Genomic DNA, 17,274 nt, shown 5'->3' with positions numbered 1-17,274 from the left:
CGCAATTAGCCATTCACTTCGAAGGTAGGTTAGATGGCGTGCTAGATATTTAGCAATTTAGGCTGACACAGAATTCTGAACGCCCTCCTGTAAAATTCTAGCTCAAATCTAATCTGACAGTGGCACTTGAAAAAACGGGTAACTGTCAGATCTAGTACAATTCGAAATGTCAGAACTAATTAATTTTACTCATTCAAATATAACTCCGCCATGTCATCTAGCTTTTCTTTCACTTCTTTCCAGTGAGGCATTACTTGCGTTAATAAGCGCCAAAATTTGTCGCTATGGTTGTGCTCAGCAATATGACAAAGCTCGTGCAGAATCACGTAATCTATACACTCTTTTGGGGCTTTAACAAGGTGAGGGTTGAGCATCAAGTTTCCCTTAGTTGAGCAGCTCCCCCACTGTTTAGTCATCGCCATTATTCGAAATCGCGGTAAGCCCGTTACCCATGATGCTTTAGGCAGCATAGCTTGTAGTCTTTCATGAAAAATAGGTTCAGCTTTTCGTGCATACCAACGGTCTAAAAGTGCCTTAATTTTAACCACCCGATCATCACAATCTTTTTTCAAAGTAACGGTTATTTTACCTCGATGAAGCTTAACATTTGGCACTTGCTCAACATCGAAAACTACTTTTAAAACGTAACGCCTGCCCAAATAGAACTGAGTTTCGCCACTTATGTATTGTTTCGGCATTACATATTCATTCTGGGAAGCAAATTCAGTGATACTTTCCCAGATCCATCGAGCACGTTTGATCATTGCATCCTTAATGGATTCATCGGATGCATCAAATGGAACTGTTGCTACGACTCTCTGATCAGGATGAACTTTGATAACGACTTTGCGAGCCTGTTTTCTACTACTCTGTGGTTTAGCACTTTCGGCCTTGCGAATGATGTCATAATAAATTGTTTCCGCCCCATAGCTAAAACAGCCTCTTTCGGCTGTTGTCGTTTGGATTTCTGCGGCGATTGATTTACTTCGCACTGTTTGACTAACCTCTTGCCAAGCCGAGGCGTGTTATTTTCAACACCTCTTCGATAAGTTGCTGTGCTTTATCAATACCTAAGTCAGCAAATAGCATTGGCAGTAACTTCATACTGATTGCGTTTTCAATTTCAGCAGGGTTAATGGAGAATTCAGCGACTGCCGTTGTAACAACTTGATCAATACTGAATGACAGTTCAACGAGTTTTTCATTATCCAAGCCTTGCTCTACAAGGTATGTATCTTCGAATAAAAATTTAAACAAGCCATAGTATGCTTGTGCATGTTTATTAAGCTTGCCTTCGTCATCATGAAATACAGATGGGGTATCCGCAACTTTGCGCTCTTTGACTTCTTGCTCAAAATCAGCAAACAAAATGTACTGTTTAACGGGCGCATCGAACATAGCCTTGGCATCTTCTATCGCTTTTTTAAGAAGTTTAGAAAAGTATTCTTGCGCATATGGGTCGTCAGCGAGATCTTGCTCGATCATCTTTGTTATTCGACCAGTGATCTTATCCGTTTGGTTTCTGGCCTCGTCATCTGACATATCTTCGGGTTTAACATTTTTGCCAAGGTTGCCAACAAGATAAGCACCATCGGGTTCTTTTACTTCAACACCTGCAATATGCTTGTCTAGCAGGCTTTTTATGTCTTCAGCGTACTGGTCATAATCGATTGTTTCATTAGCATCTTCACGTACTTGTTTACGTAAGCCTACAAACATTTTTAGATCTTGTTTATACAGATCGCGTTTGCTATCAAATGACTTATCATCAAAGTAACTTGCTGACTGCAACGCTACCTTCATACAGCTTGAGAATGAAGCCAGTGTGGCATAAAAGTCATCACGTTGTTTTAAGTTGGTATCAACAAGTTCGCCACTAACATCTTGTACTTTAGGTGCTAATGCTTGTCTTAATGCTGGGCCATCTTGCTTGTTTTTTACTTCTGAAAATATCGCCCATAAATCAGCATGTAAACCTGGTAACTTCTTGTACTCAGTGTCCATGCGATTATATAAACCTTTGAGGTCTTCAATATCAAAACCAGCCTGGGTTCTTTCAGCTAAGTCTTGGTACTTCTCTATCGTTGTATCTAGCTCTTTTAAAATACCGCGATAATCAATTAAGTAGCCAAACTGCTTTTTACTGTGCAAACGGTTCACACGCGCAATCGCTTGAATCAAGTTATGTTCTTTAAGCGGTTTATCGATATATAACACGGTATTCTTAGGCTCATCGAAGCCTGTAAGAAGCTTATCAACCACAATCATTAAGTCGGAGCCGTCTTCCCTACCATAGTCTTCAATAATGGCTTTGGTATAAGACTTCTCATCCTCTTTGCCAACATTAGCTTTCCACCAATTCTGGACAACATCTTTGCTTTCTTTATCGACTGCCTCATGGCCTTCACGGGTATCTGGTGGCGACATTGCAACAACCGAACTCACTTTACCAATATCATCTAAAACCTTCTTATATCGAATCGCAGACGCTTTAGAGTCACAGGCCAATTGCCCTTTTAACCCTTGTTGTTTAAAGTTCTGAAAATGATCCGATATATCATGCGCGATCAATTCGATTCGGCCTTCGGTTTGATAAACCTGCCCCTTTTGAGCAAATTTCTTTTTAAGGTCGGTTCGTTGTTTATCTGTAAGGGCACTGGTCATACGCTCGAACCAAGCATCAATAGCTTTGTCATTGATGTTCAGTTCTGGAATTCTTTCTTCATACAACAACGGCGTAACAGTTTTGTCTTCAACTGCCTGCTGCATAGTGTAAGAGTGAATAATCTTGCCAAACTTATTTTCGGTTTTGTCGTCTTTTAATAAAGGCGTACCAGTAAAAGCGACTAATGCAGCTTTTGGTAGTGCCTGTCGCATACGCACGTTGTTTTCACCGTTCTGACTACGGTGTCCTTCATCAACCAGAACAATAATATTGGGACTGTCGTTATAGCAGTCTTTATGCTTTATGGCTGAGCCAAACTTATTGATGATTGAGAAAATAACGCGCTCATTTCCTTTACCTATCTGCTGTGCCAACCGCTCGCCTGACGTTGCCATTGCGTCTTTTTGATCTCGATCCGTAAGCGCTCCACCAGAAGCAAAAGTTCGACTTAACTGATCTTCCAGATCAACACGGTCAGTAACAATAATCACTCGGCATTTAGCTAAATCTTGTAACCAAATTAGTGCTTTTGACAAAAACACCATAGTGAATGACTTGCCACTGCCTGTGGTATGCCAAATTACGCCACCTTCGCGAGCACCAGTATCGCCATAATTACTGATCCTTTCTATCAGAGCTTTGATGCCGAACACTTGTTGATAACGAGCGACAATTTTGCCAGCTTTCTTATCGAACAAAGTAAATAGACGAACCATTTCTAAAAGTCTGTCAGGTCTTAATAAACTAATGACAAGCCTATCTTGGTTGGTAACGGTTAGCTCTCCAGAAGCTAATAACGTTAGGTATTCATCTTTCTCAGCAGGGTTACGGTGAGTAAACAGTTTGTCGAATTTACTTTTTTCGAGTTCGTTGTTTTTTAGCCGAACAAACTCAGCTTCTATAATTTCTTCTTCTTTCCATTTAGCCCAGAACTTATCAATTGTTCCGCATGTGCCATATAACCCCTCATGCCCATTGATGGAAAGAAGTAGCTGGCTATAGGCATAAAGGTGCGGGATTTCTTGCTGACCTTGATTTCGAATATGCTGGGATATCGCTTCAAAGCAAGTAGATTTGCCTTCATGCTTTGAATCAGGCCGCTTTGCTTCAATAACAACCAGTGGTAAGCCGTTAACAAAGCAAACAATATCTGGCCTGCGGTTACCCGTACCTTCCGCATTTTGAACTGTCATCTCTTCAGTGAAATGGAAGTAGTTGCTATCTAGGTTTTGCCAATCAATTAGTTGAATAGTAAGAGAGGTTTTCTTGCCATCAACAAACTCCGTCACGCCAACGCCATATAGCATTGCTTCATACAGCTTCTCATTGGCACTTTTTAGCCCCTCATTCATTGCGGGGTTAAGTTGGTGAATGATCTTATCAATTGCCGCCTCAGACAGCTTTTGAGGCTTTCCTGCGAACATATAACTTTGCTTTGATAAAAACTCTCTCATAACAGTTATTAACATAACCTGTGATGTAGTTTTCCCTTCAGATGCAACCTTATTCCCGCGGAGCTTTTCACACTCACATGGCGAGATAAATTCGTAGCCTAGTTTTGCCAGCAATGTCATAGCAGGTATTTTTGAGCTGAACTCTTCTTTAAAGTTGGCCGTTTTATTCTGCATCTATTTCAGTTCCTTGGAGGCCATCTTCACCTAAATCAATTTCTTGCCACTCATCAGAAACCTCTTTCCAATCGACAAAACGATCTTCATGTTCACCTTTATCATTAGTTCTTGTCCATACGTTCCAGTAATCAGGATCGTCAGAGTTTGGGCGGAGATTATTTGGTAACGACTTCATTTTAGTGAGAATAGGTAATTCGGCAGCCCAACCAACTAAAAATGCATGTTGAGACGGTAACGCAGGGATTTCTCGAATTAAACCACGTAATCCATCAGGTAATAATCTAGCAACCATTTCCTGATCTTTATCGTTGGTTATTCTATGTAGTAAAAATGTGTTGCATTGAGATAAAACAGTTGGAGATAGCTCTGATGGCCTTTGAGAAGAAAGCACTAACCCTAGACCAAATTTACGACCTTCTCGTGCGATCTTTTCAAATACTTGGCAACACATAGAAGATGCTGTTGCCTCTTCAGAATCATCGCGATAGCGCTTAATGAAATTATGGGCTTCTTCCATAACAAGCGATGTCGGTAAGACTTTAGAGTCAGGATGATTTCGTCTATATCGTTGCAACGCTTCAAATATAAGCCTAGATATTACCGCAGTGACAATATGTACTATTTCCTGAGGAACAAGAGATAGGTCTATTACAGAAACATTACCATTATTTGCATCGTCTCCCCCAATATAGCTTTCTAACCAATCAACTAATGACATTTCTTTGTGAGAACCTGCCACAGCTATCATTCGAGGGTCAGATAACATAGTCCGAATTCGCATAATTAGAAAATCGAAAAACTGTGGGCTGTTTTCTGCCTGAGCAAGGTGCTCTAAATGATCCGCAAGAATTAAGGGATCAAATACAGCAGGTGTATCTTCACCAAAGCCACTATCAATAACTAGACCACCAATTTCGTTTAAAGTAATTTCAATATTTTTAACTAAGGCTTGAACAGGTTCTTGAGAAAACGGTTTGTAATAAACAATTGTTTCACCGCCTTTATTGAATGAAGCATAACTGGAATTTGTGATCTCTAATGAAGTAGCCGCTAAGCCTCTAATCGTTTCAGAGTATTCCAAGCATTGGTCTGCTAGGGCGTTCAGGTCTTCTGTAAAAGAAGCTAATTTATAACCAAATTTAGTCGCATCGTTTTTTTCAGCTTGTTCCCTTAAGTCAGTCTTTAAACCGATAATCATAGAAGATAAATATCTTCTAACTTTTAATTTTATCTGTGACTCATCGTCAAACCTTTGCCCACTTCGTACTTCTCTTAAAGCTCTTCTTAAAAGCGGTTTTTGAGCACGTCCACTGGCTTGTGTGAACGCTGACCATTCTGAGCTGTTCCACAACCACGCTGGCACATTTAGAAGTAACTCTTCAGCTTCTTGATTAGGTTCAACTTTAAATACGCGAGCTTTGTGGTTGTTAAAGGCTTCTGAATACTCGCCGTTTGGATCTAATACAATAAACCTTGCGTTAGGGTTCTTATCTCCTGTAAGTTTTTTTGCTTCATCTAAAGACCAATGGATTAAGCCTGCTACTGAGCATGACTTCCCGCTACCTGTATTCCCAAGTACAGCTAAATGACGGCCAAATATTCTATCTGGATTTACTCTAACTTCTGCATTATCCGCTAATGGGCAGTGGCCGATTAAAACCCTACCGTCAGTACCAGACTCGACAATCGCTCGCAATTGTTTTGCATCTGGAATAACAACAGGATCACCCAGACCAGGGAATGTATGAACACCTCTTTTAAACTTGTACTTAGCCTCCTCTCGTGTGCTTTCATTAACGAGTGTTCCAAGCAAGCTAATACTCATTTTCCTTAGCGGGAAGGGTAAATCTATAAGCCCGAAATCTTGCATCCCTTTTCGTTTAGGAAAAGAGGAGTGTTCAATCGCTAACCAAGTTACCTGACCAACAATAAATCCATTTTCAGTTGGTAGCAAAACGAAACCGTTTATACGTGGAAATGGCCTTGGTCGTCCAGCATTCATTGCTACAGACTGAGGAGCATCAAGGTCTAGTAATACTTTAATTTCATCAGGCGCTACAAAGTCAACTGTGCCTACTTGTAACCTTGCCAAGTTTTCCATAGGAGAGATCATAGTTACTCTCCTTGAACATCATTGTCAGGCACAGGCTTTTCCCAGCCTCTGGAAGTTATAATTTCTTGTACTTTTTGAGTTGTTAAATCAATCGCAGGCTTTGGCAAGAAGTTGTCAACTAAATTTACAATACTTGCAAATGGAGCACCTATTATTAGTGATATTTGATCTGCTCGGCCAACTCTTTCATAAAAGTTTGATATGCGACTTCCTGCATTATCCATTGATATAATGACCAAATGTGTTGAAGGTATGGTAAGCATATCTTCGATTACTCGATTAATATGTTCATCTCCAAAGCCATAACCGTAACAAACTAGCACAGTATTTGGTCTACACGTCGCCGCAGCAAAGTCCCTAAATAGTTCTACATAAGGGAACTCTGATGTCTCACGATCTTTGGCTGAATTTGGGAAGATTAAGCAGCCAGCCGCGTCACTGATATATGGCTCAAATGACTGAGCACCAAATGGAATTGCGACCTTTCTTACATGTCTATTTTGATAATGCCAATCTAGTGAGCCATGCAGCTTCGAGTATCTTGCCAATCCTTCTAAATATCTAGGCTCTCCACGTATTCCTGGAGGGTTATAATGCATATCCAGCTCTAATCTAGAAGACCTAAATATAGGACTAAGCGTGCCGACAAAGCGATCCATTAATCGAATACCAGCCATATCAGCCGCCCATTCGATCACTCGATCATAGTTTGTTGTAAAAATATGTAGCCTATCTCTACTTGCTGTTCTGCTTGCGAAACTAAGCAGAAATGACATTAGGTATCTTGCTGCATCTTCAGGTGATTTTAAGGGGGTTGGTGCAGAATCAATTAACGTCTCAGTTGCTAGAACATTATTGATGAGATTGGATAGTATGCTGGTTATATCAGATTTCAAGCCATTGTAGCCGTAGTCATTTCCATCGTGCTCTAGAATTTCTAAACCTTCTAATAGCTTGTTTGCTGTACGAATCTGATCTTCTATATTGGCTTTATCACGGCCAGCACTTTTGGCTGAGGTGTCAACAGCTTTTGATAAAGTGTCTTTGTGCGGGTATGTAGGAAAGTCTGCTTCCTCCATATTGGCCCCAGTTTGTTTTGAAGCAAGATACGCTGTTGCGCAAGTTAAACCGCTCCCAGCGAGTAGATTAAGGTGCTCGTTTTGAAATAATGCCGTTAACCACGGTTCTACATCATGCCTAAATTGAGTGCTACAAACACCTTCATCTTCACCTGAACCTTCAAGGAAAAGTTTTGTGCCTTCCTGAACAAAATGTCGAGGTTCTTTATCTTCAAAGACTTTTAGCGTGATTTCCCAAGGAGTAACTTCCCTGTTATTGTTATTCTGTTCCATAAATACTCCTTGATATTAAACTTTTACTCTTCGTTTGCCTGTCAATAATTGCTGCATTAATGCTTTTTTCTCTTGCTTTAAATTTGCTAATTGCTTCGCTAATAAGTCCAATTCAGCATCAGCATTTGACAGAACAGATGAGATTTTCTTTTGCTCCTTTATGTGCGGCAAAGCAATAAAACACTTTCCAACATGAGAAGGGCCAAAATTTAGTTGAGCAGAGCCTGTTATTTGTCGTCTAATTTGATTTTTAAAGATTGAAGACATCATAAAGTAGCGAAGATAAGTTAAACAAGCATCTTCTCCTTCCTTGACTTTAAACCGCATAGTGCTCGTGTTCATGCATAAAGGTAGATGCTCTTTTGTAAGGAAAGATATTTTTTCATCAAATCGGTCTACTGAAATACCTGAGCAAGCTATAACTAAATCACCTGGGTCGGCCAAGAAGTGTTTATAAGCTCCATTTGCTTCTTCTTCTGAAATAAATGTCTTGGTATTAGAAAGATTAATTCTTGATTTTTGGATATTGGTTCCGTTAAAAAGCTTAATTCCTGCTTCTGTAAATTGATGCTTGCGGACACCTGGCCCTTCTTGATACCAGTAAAAAATTGACAAAATTTCAACTTTCCAATCATTTGGAAATTCACCTAATTTAGATAAGGCGTATCCTTCGCGTGTACTAAAATCAGCGTCTGACTTCACTAGTCGTTTTTTACCTGTGAGTAGTTGTTGCAGAAGAGCGTTTTTCTGCTGTTTGCTATTTATGATTAGGCGCTCAGTGGTGCTAATCGCTTTATCCCACGTTGATAGTATTTGGGCGATTTTTCGCTGTTCTTTATATGGTGGAGCCGCAATTTTCAACTTCTTGAAAAATGGGAGACCAATTGTCTTGATAGTTGAACCTACAGCCTGCCTTTCGAATTCGGATTTATGAAGCTGGAGCCAGTTGTATAAGAACCAACTGTTCATCTTGTTTTCGTTGTCACACTTCCAAGCGATAAAATGCTGGCTGACAGCCATTGGCTCTGCCATAACTCCACTCTTACCAATGCCAGCATCTCTTGACAGTACGACTGTTTCCGCTGGATGTAGTTGAGCAGAGCTATTATTTATTCCTTCTTGTGATATCTCTTTGTCAGTTTCATAGACATAACCATTATCTAATCGAAAAGTATCAGCGAGAGATATCCACTTAATACCGCCGTTCCAATATTCAGGATACGATTTGCTAGGAGTATGACCACTGACACGTTCAGTTAGATTATCAAGTAAGTCGTACGTCCAACTATCAGGAATTTGCTCTTCAATTAGATTACGAGCCATAATCTAACTCCTTTAGGTAGCCTTCCATTTTAATTTCAAGCGCTTTCAACTCATTCTGCAACTGCAAACGCTCAGTCCGAACTGCGACTAAATCAATCTCAGCTTCTTCTTCAAACGTATCTACATAACGTGGAATATTGAGATTAAAATCGTTTTCTTTAATCTCTTCTAACGTCGCTAAATAGGCATACTTATCAACCGTCATACGGGCTTTATAGCTATCGATGATTTTTTGAATATTATTGGCCGTTAACTGGTTTTGATTTTTACCAGACTTAAACTCACGGCTGCCATCAATAAACAAAATTTTATTGTCTGTTTTATGCTTTTTAAAGATAAGGATTGCAGCAGGAATACCTGTGCCAAAGAATAGCTTTTCTGGTAAGTTAATTACTGCATCTAATAGGTTTTCTTCAATTAACTGCGTGCGGATTTTACCTTCGGCTGCTCCTCTAAACAATACCCCATGAGGAACAACAACTCCCATACGGCCTGACTCTGGTTTTAACGTTTCAATCATATGGCTAATAAACGCATAGTCACCTTTAGTCTTAGGCGGCACACCACGGCGGAAGCGACCAAACTCATCATTGCTAGCACCTTCAAAGCCCCATTTATCAAGTGAAAATGGAGGGTTTGCAGTAACAATATCAAAGTGTAATAGCCCAGTACCTTCTTTATCCAGCAGCATTGGATGACGAATGGTATCGCCCCATTCAATACGGTGATTATCTTCACCATGAAGGAACATATTCATCTTGGCAAGTGCCCAAGTAGAACCAATAGCCTCTTGTCCAAATAGTGCATACTTTTTAGATCCATTGAAGTTGTTTCTGATCATTCGTCCACACTTCATCAAAAGCGATCCTGATCCACATGCTGGATCACAAATTTGATCACCTTCTTGCGGATCAAGTATTGCCGCTAAAAGATCCGAAACTTCCGGCGGAGTATAGAATTCACCAGCCGATTTACCGCTACTCGCAGCGAAATGCTTGATTAGGTATTCATAAGCATTACCAATAATATCCAGTGAACCTACACGGCTTGGGCGCAGGTTTAATACTTCTTTGCCAAAATCTTCTAATATGTGACGAAGAATATCGTTCTTTTGTTTTTCCTGGCCTAGCTTGTCCGTATTAAAGCTGATGTCTTGGAAAACATTTTTTAACTTGCCGCCATTTGCTTCTTCAATAGCGTGTAGTGCTTGATCAATACGTTGGCCGTTGCCAGCTTTATGGCGTTCTTCGTATAAATCCCAAAAACTTGCACCTTTAGGTAATACAAAACGTTGCTTTGCCATCATTGCATGAATAAGGTCTGGCTGATCACCGTACTGCTCTAGTAACTTGTCGTACTCATCTTGGTAAACGTCAGAGATGTACTTTAAGAACAGCATGGTCAAGATGAAATCTTTGTAGGTTGAAGGGTCAACCGTGCCTCTAAAGGTGTCGCAAGCAGCCCATACCGCTTTGTTAATTTCGTCTTGGTTAATCTGGGTATTTGTCATTTGAAGATCCTTATTACGTCATTCCCTGTTGTTTGGAGAAGATTATTGTTCTGTACGATTAAATTGTGTTTCAACTTCTTTTGATTCAGGGAATATGTCAGAAGCTTTGCAACCTAATAGGTGAATAATTTCATATATGCGTTCACACGATGCAGCTACCGAACCAGACTCCACACGGCTAATATAACTTTGCTCAACGCTCAATTTGTCAGCCAACTCTGCTTGGCTAAAACCACTTTTTGTTCTTGCTAACTTGATGTTAAGTCCAATAATTTTTAGCGCTGGCTGCATCCAAAAGCTCCGCAGTTAAATGGAATATCTTCCCACATTGCGGATCTTTCACCTATGCCATATAATACATAAATTATGACTTATTAGTCATATTTTATGTATTAACGTAGATAATATAAAAATGAAACTAGATCCAGTAATTAAAACAATCATAAGCATGAAAAACATTGACCGTTTTTCAGTCACTGAAATTCGAACAGCCTACCTTGCTTTAATGAGTGATGAAGAGTTGGATAGTCAGAAGGTCAGACAATTTATTTATGATGACTTACATAAATTAGTAAAACAGGGCTGGTTAATTAAAAAAACCGCCAGTAATGGCAAAGAGAGTCGTTTCACGAAAACAGAAGCTTTTGATCCTGAATTAATAGCCGAAGAATTAGAGCAACCTTTTGAAGAACCTAACAGCAAATTAAGTGAAACAATTAAGTCGCTCTACTGTGATTTGAGCACGTTAAATGCTGATCTTTTACAGTGTATGGGTGCACTAGATTCATTTCTAAATTTAAAGCAGCAACACCCAGAATTATCTGACGAGTTCAAAGAATTTATTCATTCTACAAAAGAGCAGAAGCATATTTTAAAAGGGAAAATAGCTGCAACTGAAGAGATTTTAAAAAAGTTAAAAGAGAAAATATAAATGAAATTAAGACGTTGGCAGTCTAAGTGTATTAACTCAGCAATTTCAAAATTCACCAGTTCAGTAGACTCTAGTGATTTTCAAAAACACTTCCTAGCGCTCGCAACACCTGGAGCTGGAAAAACTATTATGGCGGCAACGTTAGCTAGAAAAATGTATGAACTTGGTTTAATAGACTTAGTGTTATGTTTTTCACCGTCGTCAATCGTATCATCAGATTTTAGTGATGAACTCACCGCACAGTTTAAAAATGAATTTAATGGCAAAGTTGGCTCTTTAGGCGATGCATTTACTTATCAAAAACTTGGAACTCTCGATAATGACACTTGGAAGTTATTTGATCGTTTTAGGGTGTTCGTGATCTTTGATGAAATTCATCACTGTGCAGGATCTTCAACTCATGATGCCAATGCTTGGGGCGCTCCGATCATCGAAATCATTCGTGAGAAAGCAGCCTACAGCATCGCTTTAACAGGTACACCGTGGCGCTCGGACTCGTTGCCAATCGCTCTTTCAACTTATTGTGAAGACAACCGGATTCAATGCGACTATGTTTACGGTTTAAAACAAGCAATAGCTGATGACGTTTGTAGGGTTCCTCAGGTTATTGCCATAGACAACAATAAAATAGTAGTAACCAGAACTAAAAAACAAAAAGTATATAATAGCTTCAATTTGTTACTGACGGCCAAGGCAACATCATATTCCCACATCGTTTTAAACGAGACAGTAAATGAGCAAGTGCTTTCTAGAGCTATTATCAAGTTAAATGAACTAAGAAAAATAAACAGTAATGCAGGAGGCTTGGTTGTGGCATCTTCAATAGACCACGCCGAAGCAATTAAGCTACTGATGATAAAAAACTACAGCATAGGTGCGGTAGTTGTAACAACGAATGAAGCAAGACCTTCCGATAAAATAAAAGCCTTTAGAAATAGCAGTGATGAATGGCTTATTAGTGTAGGTATGGTCAGTGAAGGTACGAACATTCCTCGTTTACAGGTTTGCTGTAACCTAACAAACGTCACAACTGAAATGTACTTTCGACAGGTCTTTGGCCGTGTTCTTAGAAAAACAGGTGCGCCAAATCAAGAAGCATATATGTTTATGCCAGCGGAACCAAAGCTCGTCAGTTACGCAAAGAGAATGGTTCAAGACATTCCTGATGAGATCGCTAAAGTAAAAATCGTAAAAACGGATGAAGAAATAATTACAGATGCAGAGGATTTAACAACTGTTGAAGCGGCTTGGAACAATACGCAAGTGTTACCTGAAAAGCATGAAGTGACTGTTGGTAAACATAGTGTTGAAGATATTAAGCGTCAAGTCGAAGCTATTCTGTCGAATCATTACATAGGTGAGTCTGAAGGAGCGCAGGCTAAAGGGCTAAATTCTAAAGAGCCAAGTTCGAACCAAAGCGGTACTAATATACCTAAGGCTAAATGGTCGATGGGCATCGTCGGCAAATATCGTCAAGAAACGCTAAAAGTTACTGATATAGAACCCTTCCTAATATCTAAAGCTTCCAAAGCTAAGCTGGCCGAACTCAACCAGCAACTAAAACAAGGTTGAATCATGATCGTAAAACCACAAGGTTGGGTAATTTTAAAATTTTCAGCACCTACTGATACATTTTATAAAATCTTCAGCAGTTGGCGTGGTGGCTATTTAGATGGAGACTCGTGGCGGCTTAGTTCCGGTTCTCTTCACCTTCCAACACTTTCAGAGTGCGGGAGGTATTGGGTTTGGCCGCAAGAGTCAGGCTCTTGTTATCATCTTCCAATTAATGGCGAAGATGGATATACATCTTACACTGCGCAAATTTTAGGAAACATTATTGTTCAATCTGGAGAAAATGAAGTTTTCATACAAAGAGTAAAATTATTCTCTCTAATACACTAAGTTTAATTCGTATTGGAGTAAAGGAGCTTAGGTAAAGAAGATTAGATAATAGAATAGTTTTAATATTCTAATATGGAATAATTGTTGGAACTATTATAAATGGTGGCCCCACCTGGACTTGAACCAGGGACCTACCGATTATGAGTCGGGTGCTCTAACCAAACTGAGCTATAGGGCCATTTATTATTCAGCATAAGTGCTTTACTGAATGTTGTCATTTTTCATCAATTGACTAATATTGTCAATTAAAAGTTGTAACCTCTAACTAAAAAGTTGTTAAGTTACAACTTACATAACCCTTTATAACTCTACTCCCATCCAATTGTTGTAACAAGAGTGGGGGTTATACTTGCATTAACCAACTGAGCTAAGGGGCCATTGTATTAGCGAAAGCTAAATTTTTTTGATGCGTTTAGCTGGTTTAACTGACTAAAGCGGGATGCAGTATAAAAAGTTTTTGTAACCTTGTCACTAGCAAAACCCTTTATTTTAACAATCACTAAATCAACTGCTCAAATAGTAAACTCTTTGTTTTTACAACGACCTTAAAGCATGCCGATTAGTTTCTAGCCTCCGACATTGTTCTAGATCAAATAGCTAAACCACTAAACTCGTTAAAATAGCCGCTCAATCAATTGCGGAGTGCTGACTGTGATAAATTTACCAAGCTGGGATCAATCTCTGATCAACAAGTACAATATTTCTGGGCCTCGATATACATCTTACCCAACAGCATTGTCTTTAGCTGATGGTTATAACCAACAAGATATGATTAACGCAATTGCGGCATCGAAAAGCCGTTCTTTATCCTTGTATATCCATATCCCTTTTTGCAGTCAGCTTTGCTATTACTGTGGTTGTAATAAGGTCATCACGCGTCATCAATCTAAAGCCGATTTATACCTAGATAATTTAGCGCTTGAAATTGCTGAGCAAGCAACGCTTTTTGCCGATTATAACGTTGAGCAACTGCATTTAGGGGGTGGTACGCCAACGTTCTTATCGGCAGAGCAAATGAGCCGCTTAATGGCGTTGGTTGAGCAGCATTTTAATTTTGCTGATGATGCCGAGCGCGGTATTGAGATTGACCCTCGTTCTTTAGCTGATGGCATGCTAGTTCACCTACGTAAGCTTGGCTTCAATCGTGTTTCGTTTGGTATTCAAGATTTCAATGATGATGTGCAACTGGCAGTTAACCGCCCGCAAAGCGTGCAATCTGTAAAAGGTTTAATTAGTGAGGCTCGTGAACTTGGCTTTAAATCTATTAATGCCGATATGATTTACGGTTTGCCACTGCAAACACCAGAGAGCTTTAAAGAGACGATTGCACAGCTGATAGAGTTAAATCCTGATCGCGTGTCGGTATTTAACTATGCTCACTTACCAGATAGATTCGCTGCTCAGCGTAAAATTAAAGACGCTGACTTACCATCTGCGGGCGATAAGCTCACTATGTTCAAAAATACCCTTGAGCAGATGTTAGCGGCGGGTTATCAGTTTATTGGTATGGACCACTTTGCCCGCAAAGACAATGAATTGGCAATTGCACAAAACGCAGGTCAGTTACACCGTAATTTCCAAGGTTACACAACGCATGGCCAATGTGACTTATTAGGTTTGGGTGTGTCATCTATTTCGCAAATAGGCAATGCCATTTTACAAAACGAAAAAGAGTTAAAGCACTATTACAAAGCTGTGCAAGAAGGCTATGGCAGTGCAATCTGTAAAGGTGTTGCTTTAACTGATGACGATACGTTACGTGCAGCGGTTATCAAACAATTGATTTGCCAGTTTGAGCTGGATATTCCAGCAATCGAAAAGCAGTTTAATATCAATTTTGCCAGTTACTTCTGCGAGGCACTACAGGCACTCGACCCATTACTAGCTGATGGCTTGGTGTCTGTGAGCCAAGATAAGATCACAGTAACAGCTCGCGGTAATTTATTTATTCGTATTATTTGTATGTGCTTTGATGCGCACCTACAACAACAAATAAAGCAAACTCGTTTCTCACGAGTTATCTAGCCCAACAAAAAGCAGAGCCTAGGCTCTGCTTTTTATTTTGTTTAATTCAACGATACGTCAACTTAATTGAATACTACGTTTTCGCTGCCTGGAGCGGCTTTAAACTCTTCAATTATACGTGCGCAATCTGCTTTGATTTCATCGCTATGCTGCTCTTCAGCACGCCAGCGAGCGGTGTCCATTTTAAAAATCTCTTTTTTAGAGTATTTCTTACGGGCATCGTGCGTTGGCATATCTTTTACGACTTCGTACATTTTAAATATGCCTGGGTAGCGCTCACTTAGCTCAAACTCTTCTGCAAAGCTGTATTGAGAGATCAGCACCCAAATACGTAAGCAGCCTTCTGAGAACTCACATTGCTCTTCATTCATTGCACGGGCAATTAAATGAATGCTATCGGCTAGCTTTGCATTACGCTTTGCTTTTGATGCCGCAAGCTTTTGCTCATGCTCAGCTTGCTTCTTGGCGATAAGCTTATTTTGCTCTTTTAATTTATACAGAAGTTGCCCTGCATAAAACGCAAGCCCTGCGATAATTGCCGCACCAATTACGATGGCAATAATCAAGGTTGTGCTCATCGCTCATCCTCACCTTCGTCATCAAACCATTCATTGGCTAAGTCATCAGATAAGTACTTATCGAAGTCAGATTCACCTTCATCGTATGAATCATCTTCAAAGTCATCTTCGTACTCGTCTTCATCTTCAATGCCTAATAACTCGCAAAGTGCTTGGTGGCGAGCAATACGGCTATTGAAGTACTTAGCGTCTTTACCTGTTAATAACTCACCGCGCTCATGACGCTCAACCAGCTTAAGTAGACGCTCGTCATTCTCTAGCGCTTCTAACTCTTGCTCTGGTGTTAGTTCAGGCTCAGTCACTTTCTTAAGCTCAACCATAGGTTTTAAGTTGCGTTTCATTTCAACTTTCGGCTCAGCCTTAGGCGCAACTAAAGAAACCGGCTTTTTACTACCAACACGCTTATCTTTCGGTTGATTGTTTGCAGCAGTGTTTTCTGCATTTTGTGCATCAGGTGCATTTCGAGACCCAGGTTTAGCACCTTTGGTCTTTTTAACTCGCTGCTCTTTTAACGCGCGCATCTCTCTAAGCTTTTCTTTGCTCAGACGTACAGGACCATTCGATGGAATTTTACGCGACTTTTTCTTTCTACTCATATCTTGATCATCTCACTTAAGAGGTTGTGCACAACGCCTTTGTGGCATTGTAATGCTGGCATAACCAGAAGAATTCGATGTGCGGATGTGGTTGGTCAACTTGACGAACTGCGCACTTTTCATACTTTTAGTACAAACGGTGGCTATTGTAACAGGACAAATAAAAAGGCGGTAGAGAAAACATCTCTACCGCCTACTAATCTGAGCGCCAATTATCTGGACACTTCTCCCTTCGACTTTTTAGTCTTTATTATTTTTATTATTATTGTTTATCCATTTTGTTATTGTTTTAACCTTCCGTGTAGCATTCCATTTTGTTTTTATTATTAAACTTCCATGAGCTTTTATTATTCTCGGTCAATCCTGACGCTTTTTTGTTATTTCCTTTAGGACACCTAACCAGTGTCAACCCCTAAAGACTTGCCGCAGTCACTTTCCTTATTACATTGTCCATGTTGTTTTTGCTGTCTCAGCGACAGTGGTTAATTTACTCATTAATAATTTTGTTACAACTGATTTATATAATTTTTCTTACAGATAAGATATTGCAACAAGATCAACTTATTTAATAACAAAGAGTTATGTATAAAATTGAAATAAAAATAAGATTTAGCTTACAGCTCGATATGGACAATGTCTCACAAAGGC

The 17,274-nt window shown here is 39.7% G+C and carries 13 protein-coding genes and 1 tRNA gene; 4 read left to right on the top strand and 10 right to left on the bottom strand.

Going from position 1 to position 17,274, the window contains the following annotated elements; translation table 11 throughout:
• Positions 1-185 precede the first annotated feature (185 nt).
• From AN394_RS14805 to AN394_RS14775, 7 genes are read right to left on the bottom strand one after another with little or no spacing between them, the layout of a single operon-like run.
• Entirely contained in the window at positions 186-992 is an 807-nt protein-coding gene (locus tag AN394_RS14805) for a M48 family metallopeptidase (RefSeq protein WP_082423002.1), read from the bottom strand.
• Positions 993-999: 7 nt separating this feature from the next.
• Positions 1,000-4,293, bottom strand: a complete 3,294-nt coding sequence (locus AN394_RS14800) for a type I restriction endonuclease subunit R (RefSeq protein WP_055021889.1) — start codon at positions 4,291-4,293, stop codon at positions 1,000-1,002.
• Positions 4,283-6,409, bottom strand: a complete 2,127-nt coding sequence (locus AN394_RS14795) for an ATP-binding protein (RefSeq protein ID WP_055021888.1) — start codon at positions 6,407-6,409, stop codon at positions 4,283-4,285. Before AN394_RS14795 ends, AN394_RS14800 begins: the two co-directional genes overlap by 11 nt.
• A 2-nt stretch (positions 6,410-6,411) precedes the next feature.
• Positions 6,412-7,761, bottom strand: a complete 1,350-nt coding sequence (locus AN394_RS14790) for an SIR2 family protein (protein ID WP_055021887.1) — start codon at positions 7,759-7,761, stop codon at positions 6,412-6,414.
• Between the two features lie 15 nt (positions 7,762-7,776).
• On the bottom strand, positions 7,777-9,084 hold the full coding sequence (locus AN394_RS14785) for a restriction endonuclease subunit S (RefSeq protein WP_055021886.1): 1,308 nt from the start codon (positions 9,082-9,084) through the stop codon (positions 7,777-7,779).
• On the bottom strand, positions 9,074-10,594 hold the full coding sequence (locus AN394_RS14780) for a type I restriction-modification system subunit M (protein WP_055021885.1): 1,521 nt from the start codon (positions 10,592-10,594) through the stop codon (positions 9,074-9,076). Before AN394_RS14780 ends, AN394_RS14785 begins: the two co-directional genes overlap by 11 nt.
• Positions 10,595-10,636: 42 nt before the next feature.
• On the bottom strand, positions 10,637-10,885 hold the full coding sequence (locus AN394_RS14775) for a helix-turn-helix domain-containing protein (RefSeq protein ID WP_055021884.1): 249 nt from the start codon (positions 10,883-10,885) through the stop codon (positions 10,637-10,639).
• A gap of 121 nt (positions 10,886-11,006) precedes the next feature.
• On the opposite strand from AN394_RS14775, the gene AN394_RS14770 reads away from it, so the two are divergent.
• The 3 genes from AN394_RS14770 to AN394_RS14760 are packed head-to-tail and all read left to right on the top strand — an operon-like array spanning position 11,007 to position 13,427.
• Positions 11,007-11,525: a hypothetical protein gene (locus AN394_RS14770; protein WP_152968939.1), complete on the top strand. Its 519-nt coding sequence runs from the start codon at positions 11,007-11,009 to the stop codon at positions 11,523-11,525.
• The gene (locus tag AN394_RS14765; protein ID WP_055021882.1) at positions 11,526-13,097 is read left to right on the top strand and encodes a DEAD/DEAH box helicase; all 1,572 of its coding nucleotides are present in this window, start codon (positions 11,526-11,528) and stop codon (positions 13,095-13,097) included.
• 3 nt (positions 13,098-13,100) lie between these two features.
• Positions 13,101-13,427, top strand: a complete 327-nt coding sequence (locus tag AN394_RS14760; protein ID WP_055021881.1) for a hypothetical protein — start codon at positions 13,101-13,103, stop codon at positions 13,425-13,427.
• Between the two features lie 100 nt (positions 13,428-13,527).
• Here the strand turns inward: AN394_RS14760 and AN394_RS14755 are convergent.
• Positions 13,528-13,605, bottom strand: a tRNA-Ile gene (locus AN394_RS14755).
• A gap of 473 nt (positions 13,606-14,078) precedes the next feature.
• Here AN394_RS14755 and hemN point away from each other — a divergent pair.
• Positions 14,079-15,452 (top strand): oxygen-independent coproporphyrinogen III oxidase, encoded by a 1,374-nt coding sequence (hemN, locus tag AN394_RS14750; RefSeq protein WP_054561151.1) that lies wholly within the window; start codon positions 14,079-14,081, stop codon positions 15,450-15,452.
• Positions 15,453-15,514: 62 nt separating this feature from the next.
• Here hemN and AN394_RS14745 read toward each other — a convergent pair whose 3' ends face one another.
• Positions 15,515-16,030: a DUF2489 domain-containing protein gene (locus AN394_RS14745; RefSeq protein WP_054561152.1), complete on the bottom strand. Its 516-nt coding sequence runs from the start codon at positions 16,028-16,030 to the stop codon at positions 15,515-15,517.
• Positions 16,027-16,626: a Der GTPase-activating protein YihI gene (gene yihI, locus AN394_RS14740; protein ID WP_055021880.1), complete on the bottom strand. Its 600-nt coding sequence runs from the start codon at positions 16,624-16,626 to the stop codon at positions 16,027-16,029. The genes AN394_RS14745 and yihI overlap by 4 nt, the downstream gene beginning before the upstream one ends.
• Between the last annotated feature and the right edge of the window lie 648 nt (positions 16,627-17,274).

The sequence above is a fragment of the Pseudoalteromonas sp. P1-26 genome (assembly GCF_001401795.1).
GTDB lineage: Bacteria > Pseudomonadota > Gammaproteobacteria > Enterobacterales > Alteromonadaceae > Pseudoalteromonas.
Note: the sequence above shows the minus strand (reverse complement) of the source record. Positions and strands in the feature narration are given on the sequence as shown.